Source organism: Burkholderia sp. AU28863 (assembly GCF_002223195.1).
GTDB lineage: Bacteria > Pseudomonadota > Gammaproteobacteria > Burkholderiales > Burkholderiaceae > Burkholderia > Burkholderia sola.
The window spans coordinates 788620-802335 of record NZ_NKFE01000008.1; the positions used below are offsets into that span (position 1 = coordinate 788620).

Below are 13716 nucleotides of genomic sequence, written 5' to 3' on the forward strand. Positions count from 1 at the left end.
TGGCGACATCATTTTGGTGCAGGCGTGTGTGAAGTCGCCGGCTATTCGACGTTATCCGCAACATCCGTCATCCGGATCATGTGCGGCTTGATACCGTCGTCTTCCGCCGTCGCGGCCTCCTTCGGATGAATCAGCGCTTCGAGCCGCGCCTTCGTCGCGATGAACTCGGGCGTATTGACCTGCGAATAATCGCGCGGCCGCGGCACCGGCACCTCGATCAGCTCCTGCACCCCGCCCGGATTCGCCTTCAGCACCAGAATCCGGTCGGCCAGAAAAATCGCCTCGTCGAGGTCGTGCGTGATGAACAGGATCGTCACGTCGATGTTGCGCCAGATGTCGAGCAGGTGCGTCTGCATCCTCGCACGCGTCTGGGCGTCGAGCGCGCCGAACGGTTCGTCCATCAGCAGGATGCGCGGACGGTTCGCGAGCGCGCGGGCAATCGCCACGCGCTGCTTCATGCCGCCCGACAACTGGTGCGGATACACGTCGGCGAAACGCGTCAGCCCGACGAGATCGAGCCACTGCAGCGCCTCGCGCTCGGCCACGCCGCTGCTGCTGCCGTTCATTCGCAGACCGAACATCACGTTCTTCTTGACCGTGAGCCACGGAAACAGCGTATAGCCCTGGAACACCATCCCGCGATCGGCGCCCGGCCCGTCCACCGGTTTGCCGTCCAGCAGCACTTCGCCGCTCGTCTGCGCGTCGAGCCCGGCGAGGATCCGGATCAACGTCGACTTGCCGCAGCCGGACGGGCCGATCACGCACACGAACTCGCGCCGGTGCGTGCGGAAGCTGATGTCGTCGAGCGCGACGCACTCGCCCTGCGGCGTCGCGAAACGCTTGCCGACGTGCCGCACGTCGAGTATCACGTCGCGGGCCTTCAGTCGCGCGAAGCGCTCGCGCACCGCGTCGGATTGGATCAGGTAATCGGGGACGGCTTGCGGGTTCTGCATGATGCCCTCTGCGGAAATCGGTCGATGGGTACGGGCGGGCGAACGTCACGCTTTCAGCGTGCGGTCCCACGGAAAGAGCCGGCGGCCGAGCAGCCCGAGCACGATGTCGGTGCCGAGGCCGATGATCCCGATCATCAGGATCGCCGCATACACGTTGTCGAAATGCTGGTAGCGCGCCTGCTGGCTGATGTACCACGTGATGCCCGAACTCGTGCCGACCAGCTCGGCGACGATCAGATACGTCCACGCCCAGCCGAGCAGGATCCGCTGATCGCGATACAGGTCCGGCAGCACGCCCGGAATCACGACGTGCGTGAGCAGCTTCAGCTTCTTCGTGCCGAGCGTCATCGCGGCCTCGAACAGTCCGTATTCGAGCTTGCGCGTGGTGTTCGCGACGATCAGCACCTGCTGGAACAGCGTACCGATCACGATGATCGCGATCTTCGGCGCGTCGTAGATGCCGAGAATCGCGACCATCAACGCGCCGAACGCGGGCGCCGGCAGATAGCGGAAGAACTCGAGGAACGGCTCCTGCAGCCGCGCGAGCGCACTGAAGGTGCCGCAGACAATGCCGAGCGGCACGCCGATCGCGGACGAAATCACGAAGCCCCAGAAGATGATGCGGATGCTGTGCCACAGGCTTTCGTGCAGCCACACGCCGTCGCGCGACGCGGGCGGAGTCGTGAACGCCGTGTAGAACGCGCGCAATACCTGGTGCGGCGCCGGCAGGTACACCGGATTCGCGCGCTCGCCCTCGGGCACCGCCGCTTGTGTCGCACGCGCATGCGCGCGCTCGTCGTCGAACACGTCGCGGTCGATCTGCATGCCGGTCTGGAAATAGTCGACGCTGCCCGGATTCGTGATGCGCATCTGCGGATGCCAGACGAACGGGACATAGCTGATCAGGCACCAGACGGCGAACGGCAGCAGGAAGGACGCCAGCCCGAGCGTCCATTTGCCGCGCGTGGTCAGCTCGCGGCGCACCGCGAGCCAGCCGGTCGTGTTGCGGGTCGTTGTCATCGGAATCTCCGTATCGTTTCGGGTGCCGGTCGCGCGGATGCCGCGGCATCGCGCGACCGTGCGTTCATTGCAGTGCGTCGCGGGCCGCCTGCGCGCGGTAAGCGCGCCAGCCGCCGAAGCGCGTGATGTCCTGCGCATCGTCGAGCGCCACGCTTTCGCACAGGAAGCCCTGCACGCGCGCACCGTCGGCGAGTGCCAGCGTGCCGATGCCGAGCGGCGCCGCGATACCGGCGACGAAACTGCCGTACGCGTCGACCGGTATCTCCCAGACCTCGACCGCGATCGGCGCGCCGCCGTCCGGCACGCGCACGAGGCCCGGCTTGGCGACGCCGCCGCTTGCGTCGGCGGACAGCGCATAGAGACGATAGGCCGGCGCGGTCGTGGTCGCGGCGACGAAGCGCGCGCCACGCTGCGTGAGCTGCCCGTTCAACGGTTCGCCGCGCAGATGCGCACCGACGACGGCCACCCGCACGACGCCCGCGGCTGCGGCACGCGCCGGCGTCGCGGCCGCGGGTGGCCGAACGTCGTCGAGCGCGGCTGCGCCGTCGCCCCACGCGTGCGCGAGATCGAGCAGCCGCGCATCGTCGTGCGCGCGGCCCACGAACGTGATCCCGAACGGCAAGCCCGCATGCGGCCCGGTCGCGCACGTGCCCGCAGGCACCGCGATCGCCGACAGGTCGAGCAGGTTCACGAAGTTCGTGTAGTAGCCGAAGCGCGAATTGATCGCGATCGGATCGGCGTCGAGCGCCTCGACGGTCGCGGTCGTCGCCGAGGTCGGCATCACGATCGCGTCGAGGCCGTCCCACGCGCGGGCCGCCTCGACGCGCAGCGCCGCAAGCCGGTCGAATGCGGCGAACGCATCGGCGGCGCTGAAGCGCGCGGCGCCGCCAATGATCTCGCGGATCACCGGATGCAGCGCATCGGGCTCGCGCGCGGCGAACGCGCCGATCGCGGCGAGCCGCTCGGCGACCCACGGGCCGTCGTACAGCAGCCGCGCGGCCGCCAGGAACGGTTCGAAGTCGATCTCGACGATCCGCGCGCCGGTCGTACGCAGCCGTTCGAGCGCCGCGCCCCACGCCGCGCGATACGATTCGTCGCCGAAGAATTCGAGCTGATCGGCACGCGGCATGCCGAAACGCAATTGCCCGAGCGGCCGCGCCGGGTCCGCGCGCAATCCGTCCGCACCCAACAGCGGCTGCCACGGGCGCCCGTACGGGTCGCCTTCCGTCACGCCGTGCGCGGCGGCGAATACGGTGCGCGCGTCGTCCGCCGACCGCGCGAACACCGACACGCAGTCGAGCGACCGGCAGGCCGGCACCACGCCGAGCGTGCTCAGCACGCCCCGTGTCGGCTTGAGCCCGACAAGCCCGTGGAAGGCGGCCGGCACGCGCCCGGAGCCGGCCGTGTCGGTGCCGAGCGAGAACGTCGCGACGCCGAGCGCGACCGCCACCGCCGACCCGGAACTCGACCCGCCCGACGCATAGCGCGGGTCGAGCGCATTGCGGCATGCGCCGTAAGGCGAGCGCTGCCCCGAGAGCCCGGTCGCGAACTGGTCGAGATTGGTCTTGCCGACGGGAATCGCGCCGGCCGCGATCAACCGCTCGACGACGGGCGCGCTGCGTGCCGGCGTGTATGCGTAGGCGGGACAGCCGGCCGTCGTCGGGATGCCGGCGACGTCGATGTTGTCCTTGATCGCGAACGGCACGCCGTACAGCGGCAACGACGCGATGTCGCGTCCGGCCAGCGCGTCGGCGTACGGCATCATCTCGTCGCGCGTCAGCGGCCGGATCCACGCATGGTGCGGATCGCCCGCGTCGAAGTGCGCGGCGATCGCGTCGACGAGCGCATGCGGCGTCAGGTCGCCCGCCGCGTAGCGCGCGCGCAGCGCGGCAATCGAGTGCCGCCCCGGCAAAACCGGGCGTTTCGTCGTGCTCATGCGACCTCCTCGGCGGCGCCCGCCTTCATCACCATCAACCGCTGGCCAGCCACCACCGCAGCGCCTGGCGCGCAATCGATCGTCTCAATCGTGCCGTCTTCCGTTGCCGTCACCGCCACCTCCATCTTCATCGACTCGACGATCGCGACGACCTGCCCTTCGGTCACGCGCTCGCCCGCTTCGACCAGCACTTTCCACACGCTGCCCGACACGTCCGCGGCGATCGCGCGCTGCGTGTCGTCGAGCGCGCCCGCTACGCGGTCCGCGTGCGCATCGCCCGGCTCCCCGTCGCCGACGTATTCCGCGTGGCCGGCCGCGCGCCAGCGCTCGCGCTCCGCGTCGAACGCGGCCTGCTGCGTCGCCTTGAACGCGGCGATCGACTCCGCCTCGTCGTGCAGGAAGCGGTTGTATTCGCGCAGATCGAACACCGATTCCTCGATCTTCAGCGTCGCGCGGCCCGCGATGAAATCCGCCCGCAGCGCAGTCAACTCGGCCTCGCTGACTTCGTAGAAGCGGATCTCGTCGAAGAAGCGCAGCAGCCACGGTTTGCCGGCTTCGAATTCGCGTGTGGTGCGGTGGCGATTCCACATCTGCACGGTGCGGCCGACGAACTGATAGCCGCCCGGCCCTTCCATTCCGTACACGCACAGATACGCGCCGCCGATGCCGACCGCGTTCTCCGGCGTCCACGTGCGCGCGGGGTTGTACTTCGTCGTCACGAGCCGGTGCCGGGGATCGAGCGGCGTCGCGACGGGCGCACCGAGGTAGACGTCGCCGAGGCCCATCACCAGATAGCGCGCGTCGAACACGATGCGCTTCACGTCGTCGATGCTCGCCAGGCCGTTGATGCGCCGGATGAACTCGATATTGCTCGGGCACCACGGCGCGTCGGGCCGCACCGACTGCATGTAGCGCTCGATCGCGACGCGCGTCGACGGGTCGTCCCACGACAGCGGCAGATGCACGATGCGGTTCGGCACGCGCATGTCGGCCACGTCGGCGAGTTCGCGCTCCGCGGCCTGCAGATGCGCGAGCAGCGCGTCCAGCGGCAGCGTCCGTGCATCGAACTGCACCTGAAGCGAGCGAATGCCCGGCGTCAGGTCGAGCATGCCGGGCAGCCGGTGCGCGTCGAGCCAGCCCATCAGCGCATGCACGCGAAAGCGCAGGTTCAGGTCGAGCACGAGCGGCCCGTATTCGACCAGTACGTTGCGATCGCCCGAGCGCCGGTAGACGACGCCGATGCCGCCGCCGGCCGACGGGTCGCGATGCAGCACGCAATCGTCGGATGAGCCGGATGCAGCAGCAACGGCGGCAACGTCACGCGTCGCCTCAGCGATCGCGGCAGCGGGTTTCCCGGTCGATATCCCGACCGACACGTTCGCGCGCACGAACTGCACGGTATCGCCCGGCCGCAACTGTCCGAGCTTCCACAGCTCGTCGCGCACGACCGTCACCGGACACACGAAGCCGCCGAGGCTCGGCCCGTCCGGGCCGAGAATCACCGGCATGTCGCCCGTGAAATCGACGGCGCCGATCGCATACGCGTTGTCGTGAATATTCGACGGATGCAGCCCCGCCTCGCCGCCGTCCGCGCGCGCCCATTGCGGCTTCGGGCCGATCAGCCGCACGCCGGTGCGGCTGGAGTTGTAATGGACGGTCCACTGCGTGCCGTAAAGCATCGCGATGTCGTCCGGCGTGAAGAAGTCCGGCGCGCCATGCGGACCGTCGAGCACGCCGAGCGTCCACGCATGCGTCAGCGCGGGAATATCGGCCGCGGCCAGCGTCGCACCGGCGTTGCCGCGCCCGGCGTCCGCGTGCAGATGCAGCACGTCGCCCTTGCGCAACGCGCGGCCGGCATGGCCGCCGAACTGGCCGAGCGTGAAGGTCGCCTTGCTGCCGAGATAGTCGGGCACCTGCAGCCCGCCGTTGACGGCGAGACACGCGCGCACGCCCGCGCCCGTCACGCCACCCAGCTTGAGTACCGCACCCGCTCGTGCGCGCACGACCTCCCAGAACGGCACCGCTTCGCCGTCGAGCGTGGCCGCGAGCGGCGCGCCGCCGAGCACGAACAGCGTGGCGGTATTGAAGCGCAGCGTCGCGCCGACCATCGTGAATTCCAGCCCGGCCGCGTCGCGCGCGTTGCCAAGCAGCGCGTTCGCGAGGTCGAACGCGCGATCGTCCATCGGCCCCGACGGCGGCACGCCGACGCTCCAGTAGCCGACCCGCCCGGGCGCCTGCTGCACGGTGGTCTGCACGCCACCGTCGAGCACGTCGATCGTGTGCGGCGCGAACGCGAAGCGCGACAGGAACGCGGTCGTCGGCGCGCCGCGCGCGAACGTGTCGGAACCGATGACGGCACGCAGGTAGTCGAGGTTGGTCTCGATTCCGTACAGCTCGGTCTGGTCGAGCGCGGCGCGCAGCGCGCCCAGCGCGTCGCGCCGCGTGTCGCCGTGCACGATCAGCTTCGCGAGCAGCGGATCGTAATGCGCGCTGATCTCCGTGCCCGCGTCGATCCAGCCGTCGACCCGCACGTTGTCGGGAAACGCGACGTGCGTGAGCACCCCGGCGCTCGGCTGAAACTGCTTGTTCGGATCCTCCGCATAGAGCCGCACCTGGATGCTCGCGCCGCGCGGCGCGACGGCGAGCGTGTCGAGCGGCGGCAGGTCCCCTTCGGCCTGCAGGATCATCCATTCGACGAGATCGACGCCCGTCACTGCCTCGGTCACGCAATGTTCGACCTGCAGCCGCGTGTTCACCTCGAGGAAATAGAACTGCCGCGCGGTCGCGTCGAACACGAATTCGACCGTGCCGGCCGATGCGTAGCCCACCGCGCGCGCGAGCCGCACCGCGCTCGCGTGCAGCGCATCGCGCTCGGCGTCGGTCAGGTCGGGCGCGGGCGTTTCCTCGATCACCTTCTGGTTGCGGCGCTGCACCGAGCAATCGCGTTCGCCGAGCGCGATCGCGCCGCCGCGGCCGTCGCCGAAGATCTGCACTTCGATGTGCCGCGCGTGTTCGACGAACTTCTCGAGATAGACGCCCGCATGCGCGAAGTTCGCGGCACCGAGCCGCACGACGGATTCGAACGCCGCGCCGAGCTGCGCGGCATCGCGGCACAGCGACATGCCGATCCCGCCGCCGCCCGCCGTACTCTTCAGCATCACCGGATAGCCGATCGCATCGGCTTCGGCGAGCGCCGTCGCGACGTCGTCGAGCAGCCCGGTGCCGGGCAGCAGCGCGACGCCGTGCGCGGCCGCGAGTTCGCGCGCGGTGTGCTTGAGTCCGAACGCGCGCATGTGATCGCCGAGCGGCCCGATGAAGCGCAGGCCCGCCGCTTCGCATGCGTCGGCAAAGCCCGCGTGCTCGGACAGGAAGCCGTAACCGGGATGCACGGCCTGCGCGCCGGTCTCGCGCGCGGCGGCGAGGATCGCCGCGACGTTCAGATAGCTGTCGGCGGCCGGTGCGGGCCCGACACGCACGGCTTCGTCCGCGAGCGCCACGTGGCGCGCATCGCGATCGGCATCCGAATAGATCGCGACCGATGCGATGCCGAGGCGCTTCAGCGTGCGGATCACGCGGCACGCGATTTCGCCGCGATTCGCGACGAGGACTTTGGCGAATCTCATGTTGCCTCCCGCAGCGAACGTGTCGGCCCGGAGTAGCGCTTCAGCGCGTACTCCGGCCCCATGCAAAGCAAGTGAGCGTGGGGGCAGTTCATTCCGCCTCCCACACGATGAGGCGCACGGGCGTCGGGTTGTAGCCGTTGCACGGGTTGTTGAGTTGCGGGCAGTTCGAGATCAGCACCGTGACGTCCATCTCCGCGCGCATCTCGACGTACTTGCCGGGCGCGGAGATGCCGTCCTCGAACGTGAGTCCGCCGAGCGGCGTGACGGGCACGTTCATGAAGAAGTTGACGTTGCCGACCAGGTCGCGCTTGGTCAGCCGCGCGCCGGCGCCGCACGTGCAGTGCGCGATCGCGTTGAGGAAGCTGTCGCGGCAGTTGTGCATGTAGCGCTTGTCGAGCGCATAGCGCACCGTGTTGCTCTCGGCCGCGCACGCGCCGCCGAGCGTGTCGTGACGGCCGCACGTGTCGGCGACGATCGTCGCCATCGGGTTGCCGTGGCTCGACACGAGTACGCTGCCCGCGCTCAGGTACAGGTTGCGCTGCGCGCGGATCGTGTCCTGCGCGCTGTAGCGCTCCTCGGGATCGTCGGTGCGGTAGAACAGCGTGTCGACGGCCTGGTTGCCTTCGAGGTCGAGAATGCGGAAGATCTGCCCGCGCTTCAGGTCGTGCAGCCACGGGTCGCCCGCGTTCAGCGTGGTGTCGTGGATCGCGTCGCGCGGGTCGAGTCGGCTTTCGATGATCGGCATGGTGTCGCTCCTCATGCGAACAGGCGGTCGGTGTTGGCGAAGCCGCGCGTGTTTTCCGCGCATGCGCGCCGGCACGGGTCGTCGTCGGGCGCGGCGCCGTCGGCCGGATACGCGCGGTACGCGATCAGCTTCACGGCTTTCGGCGCGTAGTCCGGACGCGGGTCGAGCGGATGCGGCGCGGTCGAGAACGCCGCCAGCGTATTCATCTCGAAGCGCAGATCGAACGCGCTGCCGGCCGGCGAATGTCCGGCGACGAAATCGAGCGCGCCGTCGTCGCGCGTGTCCAGCTTGCTGAAGAAGTTGACGTTCGCGGCGAGATCGCGCGCCGACAGCCCGTATTTCGCGAGTTCGAGCACGAGGCTGTCTCGGCCGTTGCGGATCATCGCGTTGCGGTCGGCCTGATACGACGACGTGCCGTACTTGTGCGCGAACAACCGCGCATCGCCGACGCCGCCGAGCGGGTCGTGCCAGCCGAGCGTGTCGGCCGTGATCGACGCGATCACGCGCCCCATGTCCGTATACAGCGCATGGCCGCGCGTGAGATGCGCGGTGTGCTGCGCCTTCAGCGTATCGGCCATGTTGTAGCGTTCGAGCAGGTCTTCCTGACGATGAAAGACGGCGGACAGGTTCGCGCCGCCGTCGACATCGACGATGCGCAGCGCGAGACCGCGGCGCAGGATGCCGGACCAGTGGGTTCCGGCGGGAATCAGCGTTTCCCACGCGACGTGTGGCGGCGGGGCAAGGACGGTTTGGGGGCTCGGCGACATGGCGGCTCCGGGATCGGTTGGACAAAAGGCGTGAGAGGGCGACCGAACGACATCGCGACCTCCCGGGCTTTTATCCCTCCGTGGAGCCTCGCCGTTTCCTCTCATCGAGGCGAAGGCAAGACCGGATTGCTCTCGGACCAGACATCGCGCGGCGCACGCCGCACGACCGGAACCCTAGCGATCCTGAAGATGATGCAAATTGCTTCGCACCTCTCGGGCATCGAATAAGCGAGTTGCATGCCAGCCGCCGCCTAATCACCGTACGACGCGGCCCTGTGGCGCGATGCCGCGCGGCATCCGGATGGCGGACGCGTTCGCTTGCCCTCGCGGCGGGCGCGCGGCGCACCATGCGCACGCAACCGCGCACCGGTGCAGTGCGCGTCGCGTGGGCGCGCACCGTGCGATCCGCGATGGCACGGGCATTGCTGAACTCACGCACCGTTACCTCATACCCGCTCCTTCATGAACAAGCTCGACCTGCTCCGGCGCGCGCTGCACGCGCTGTTCGCCGCCCGCTTCATCGAACTTCAGCGCACCATGCGTCAACGTTGAATCGCGTTGCCGCGCGCCGTTGGCACGCTTCTCGCTCGGCATGACGCCGAGAGGTGCGGCGGCGTCGCATCTTAGGGGTGCTAGGGTTCCGGTTCATCGAATGTCTGGTCCGAGAGCAGCCCGGCGCGGGTTCATCCGATCGCGAGACCGGATGCACGCGTGCTACACGGCGGGACAAAAGCCCGGGAGATTGGCGATGGCAACGGCCGTCGCGCCTCTCCGTGGCCGCCCCGTTCGTTCCGCATCCGCAGGAACCGGTCACGCAGCCGGCCCGTGTGTTCGCGCACGGGCCGTATCGACGATCCCGATCCCGGTCTCCTGGAGAACAACGATGACCCGTCCCGCCCCGGCGTTCCGCCGCCTGTCGTCCTTCCGTTTCATCCGTCATGCTTTGGGTGCCGCCGCCGCGGCCGCCACGCTATGGGCGGCGCCTGCCGCGCACGCTGCCGCACCGCTGAAGATCGGCTACAGCGACTGGCCCGGCTGGGTCGCGTTCCAGGTCGCGCTCGACAAGGGCTGGTTCAAGGAAGCCGGCGTCGACGTCGATTTCGAATGGTTCGATTATTCGGCGTCGCTCGACGCGTTTTCCGCAGGCAAGCTGGACGCGGTCGCGGCGACCAACGGCGATGCGCTCGTGACGGGCGCATCCGGCGCGAAGAACGTGATGATCCTGCTGACCGATTATTCGGCCGGCAACGACATGATCGTCGCGAAGCCGCCGTTGCGCACCGTCGAGGCGCTGAAAGGCAAGAAGGTCGGCGTCGAGCTCGGCCTCGTCGATCACCTGCTGCTCGAAACCGCGCTGCAGAAGCACGGGCTCAAGAACAGCGACGTCACGCTCGTGAATGCGAAAACCAACGAGCTGCCGCAGGTGCTCGGTTCGTCGGCCGACATCGCGGCGGTGGCGGCGTGGCAACCGAACGCGGGCGAAGCGTTGAAGCGCGCGCCGGGCGCACGCGCGATCTTTACGTCCGCGGATGCGCCGGGGCTGATCTACGATGCGATCACGGTCGCGCCGGCGAGCCTCGCCGCGCGCCGCGCCGATTGGGCGAAGGTGGTCAAGGTCTGGTATCGCTGTGTCGCGTACATCAACGATCCGAAGACGCAGGCCGATGCGGTCAAGATCATGTCGGCGCGCGTCGGGCTCGCGCCGGCGCAATACCTTCCGTTGCTGAAGGGCACGCACCTGCTCGACGAAGCGGCTGCGAAGCGTGCGTTCCGCAAGGGCGACGGGCTCGATTCGATCTATGGCTCGACGCGCAATGCGAATGCGTTCAACGTGCGTAACGCTGTGTACAAGCAGTCGCAGGATGTCGACGCGTATATCGATTCGCGGTTCATCGACGCGCATTGACGGCAGCATGCCCGCCGGCGCGGCGATGTGCCGCGTCGCGTCGGTGGGCAACGCGTGTCGGCCGCATGCTCCGTACTGAAGTAACCCTCCGCCATGTGCCCGGTTGAATGGCTGCGACGCTGATTGACCGTTGCGGCGAGATGCGAACGGTAGCTTACGAGCCGTTGCCGACTCGGAAAGAAGGCGGCGTCGATGACCGCTGCCGACCCGAAGCGGACCGATGGCACGCCGAAAGGTCAACGACTCTTTGTACGGCGGAGCCGCCGCTCGCGCGGCGAAATCCGGAGACTTGACATCGGCATAGCTGCCGTTGGACCATCAATAAGTGAACAGCCGATAAACGCGGCTCAGATGACAATCGACCGCCTCTCCGGTCGAACCGCATCCTTGACATCAGATAACGGCAATGAGCGACTCCTCTAGGTCGATGATTGTCCATCCCATCTTACGACGGGTTCCAATTTCCAATATTCGCAGGCCCGCCGCCGGCCGCATTGATTTGAGAAACGTTGCGAGCTTGACCGCCAGATTTGATCTGAATACCGGGCCGGAGTTGTCCATTGGGACTCGCCATAGCGATTCCCGCAGGGAAATCGCGGCTCGCCATCAATGGCATGGCACTTCGCCTAACGAGCGGGGTTCATACAAATCTTCAGATAAAATGCGTCGCCGTACGGCGCATAACGTGTTCAACTTCCGCAGGCAAACAAAACCACACCCGGGGGCGGTATGCGCATCGAGTCACTTCGCATCAAAAATCTCAGAACCATCAAAGATGCGGTCGTTGCCGTTGATCGATACAACTGTTTCGTCGGCCCGAACGGTGCGGGCAAATCGACGTTCCTGTTCGCACTCAACGTATTCTTTCGAGAGACGGATGGTGTCTCCACTGATGTCACGTTGCTTTGCGCCGAGGACTTTCACCGCAAAGACACGTCAGAGCCCATCGAAATCACGGTTACTTTTGGCGACCTGAGTGATGACGCGAAGCAGGAATTTAAAGAGTATTTCCGGCAAGACCGCCTTACGATAACGGCGAAAGCAACCTTTGACCCAGTGTCTGGCCGGGCTGAGGTTCGACAGTTCGGTGAACGACTCGGGATGGCTGAATTCATGGAATTCTTTAGGCGTCAAGGTGACAAAGCCAAAGCCGATGAGCTCAAGGAGATTTACAGCGGGCTGCAAAAGGAGTTCGACCTGCCGAAAGCGACGTCTGTTGCTGCTATGGCTGACGTCCTCAAGACCTTCGAGGCGGATCGCCCAGACCGATGCATCTTGATTCCGAGCGAGGACCAGTTTTACGGCGTCAGCAAAGGCATGAACCGCCTGCAAAAGTATTTGCAATGGGTCTACATCCCGGCCGTTAAGGATGCAACGGCCGAACAAGCCGAAGGAAAGGCCACAGCATTGGGCAGACTACTTGCCCGGACCGTCCGGTCGAAGGTGAACTTCGCCGAGCGTCTGGGCGCAGTCGCTCAGCAGGCTCGAGATGAGTATCAGAAGCTACTGGATGAAAGTCAGGGTGCCTTGGCCGGCATATCCGACTCCCTTCAGAACCGGCTGATGCAATGGGCGCATCCGGACACACGCCTGCGCGTGAGTTGGCAACAGGACCCGGACAGGTCAGTCAAGATCGAGGAGCCGTTCGCGAAGATCGTCGCCGGCGAAGGTACGTTCGAGGGGGAACTGGCTCGCTTCGGTCACGGATTCCAACGCTCCTTCCTGCTGGCCCTACTGCAGGAACTGGCAAGCCAGGGAGAGACGATCGAGCCCCGACTCATACTTGGCTGTGAAGAGCCCGAACTGTACCAACACCCGCCGCAGGCCCGACATCTTGCAGGCGTCCTGAATACGTTGGCGGAAGGCGGTTCACAAGTTCTGGTCACGACCCATAGCCCGCTGTTTGTCTCCGGCAACTCGTTCGAAAGCGTGCGGCTTGTCCGCCGCGATTCTGCTACAAAGGCATCGTACCCTACGCGGCCTGTGGCGTCGGAGATCGGCGACGAATATGCACGGATCACTGGTCAGCGACCTATTGACCCTCGCGGAAGTCTTGCGCGAATCGCCCCGATACTACAGCCAACTCTCACAGAGATTTTCTTCGCACAGAGAGTCATTCTAGTAGAGGGAATTGAAGACGTCGCCTACATCAACTCTTGGTTGACATTGACCGACCGTATGCCGGAATTCCGTAAGGTTGGTTGTCACATCGTTCCTGTCGACAGCAAGAGCAATCTCTTACGTCCAGCGATCATCGCAAAGCAGCTCGAGATACCGGTCTTTGTAGTCTTCGACGGCGATGCAGATTGCAAGGAGGAGCACAAACACCATCATGTGCGCGACAACGCAGCCTTGCTCAAGCTACTTGGGGGCGACGACAAGACTGCGATCCCGGCCGAAACCGTGTGGGCTAGTAGCTATGTAATCTGGCGTACCAATTTGGGAGACACCGTTGACGCGGAACTCCAAGAAGCCATTGGCGCAGAGGCATACGAAAAAGTGAAGCATCAAGCCCACGCATCCTACGGAAACGTTAAAGGGTTGCATAAGAATCCGCTGCTCATCGGAGCGAAATTGGCTCTGGCGCTCGACAACGGAGCAAAATCTGCATCGCTCGACAAGCTCTGCGACCTGATTCTTGAGTTCGGGACGCGCTGACGCAGTTGAAGGCAAAAGACCGGGATACGCGGAATAAAATCCGGTTCGACACATGGTCTATGGGCTCAAGCGAGTGGGCCGGTAGCTCCGCTAGTCACGCGTGACGAA

8 protein-coding genes and 2 riboswitches are annotated in these 13716 nt (G+C 66.3%); of the genes, 2 read left to right on the forward strand and 6 right to left on the reverse strand.

Translation table 11 applies throughout. From position 1 onward, the window contains the following. Window positions 1–41 precede the first annotated feature (41 nt). The 6 genes from CFB81_RS33405 to CFB81_RS33430 form a co-directional block, all read right to left on the reverse strand. Window positions 42–953, reverse strand: a complete 912-nt coding sequence (locus CFB81_RS33405) for an ABC transporter ATP-binding protein (protein ID WP_069619902.1) — start codon at window positions 951–953, stop codon at window positions 42–44. Window positions 954–998: 45 nt separating this feature from the next. Further along, window positions 999–1973 carry an ABC transporter permease gene (locus CFB81_RS33410; protein ID WP_089437986.1) on the reverse strand — a complete coding sequence of 325 codons (975 nt, stop codon included), beginning with the start codon at window positions 1971–1973 and terminating at the stop codon, window positions 999–1001. 64 nt (window positions 1974–2037) lie between these two features. Continuing rightward, window positions 2038–3909, reverse strand: a complete 1872-nt coding sequence (atzF, locus tag CFB81_RS33415) for an allophanate hydrolase (protein WP_089437987.1) — start codon at window positions 3907–3909, stop codon at window positions 2038–2040. Then, window positions 3906–7532, reverse strand: coding sequence for an urea carboxylase (uca, locus tag CFB81_RS33420; protein WP_089437988.1), 3627 nt, complete (start codon window positions 7530–7532; stop codon window positions 3906–3908). Before uca ends, atzF begins: the two co-directional genes overlap by 4 nt. Window positions 7533–7620: 88 nt before the next feature. Then, the gene (locus CFB81_RS33425) at window positions 7621–8277 is read right to left on the reverse strand and encodes an urea amidolyase associated protein UAAP2 (protein ID WP_089437989.1); all 657 of its coding nucleotides are present in this window, start codon (window positions 8275–8277) and stop codon (window positions 7621–7623) included. Window positions 8278–8288: 11 nt separating this feature from the next. After that, complete coding sequence (locus tag CFB81_RS33430; RefSeq protein WP_089437990.1) at window positions 8289–9044, reverse strand: urea amidolyase associated protein UAAP1; 756 nt, start codon at window positions 9042–9044, stop codon at window positions 8289–8291. Window positions 9045–9101: 57 nt separating this feature from the next. Continuing rightward, window positions 9102–9233: riboswitch (guanidine-I (ykkC/yxkD leader) on the reverse strand. A gap of 432 nt (window positions 9234–9665) precedes the next feature. Next, window positions 9666–9787, forward strand: a riboswitch (guanidine-I (ykkC/yxkD leader). A 140-nt stretch (window positions 9788–9927) separates the two neighbouring features. Here CFB81_RS33430 and CFB81_RS33440 point away from each other — a divergent pair. Beyond that, complete coding sequence (locus tag CFB81_RS33440) at window positions 9928–10950, forward strand: ABC transporter substrate-binding protein (RefSeq protein WP_069619896.1); 1023 nt, start codon at window positions 9928–9930, stop codon at window positions 10948–10950. A gap of 729 nt (window positions 10951–11679) precedes the next feature. Continuing rightward, window positions 11680–13608, forward strand: coding sequence for an ATP-dependent endonuclease (locus CFB81_RS33445; RefSeq protein WP_089437992.1), 1929 nt, complete (start codon window positions 11680–11682; stop codon window positions 13606–13608). Window positions 13609–13716: the final 108 nt, after the last annotated feature.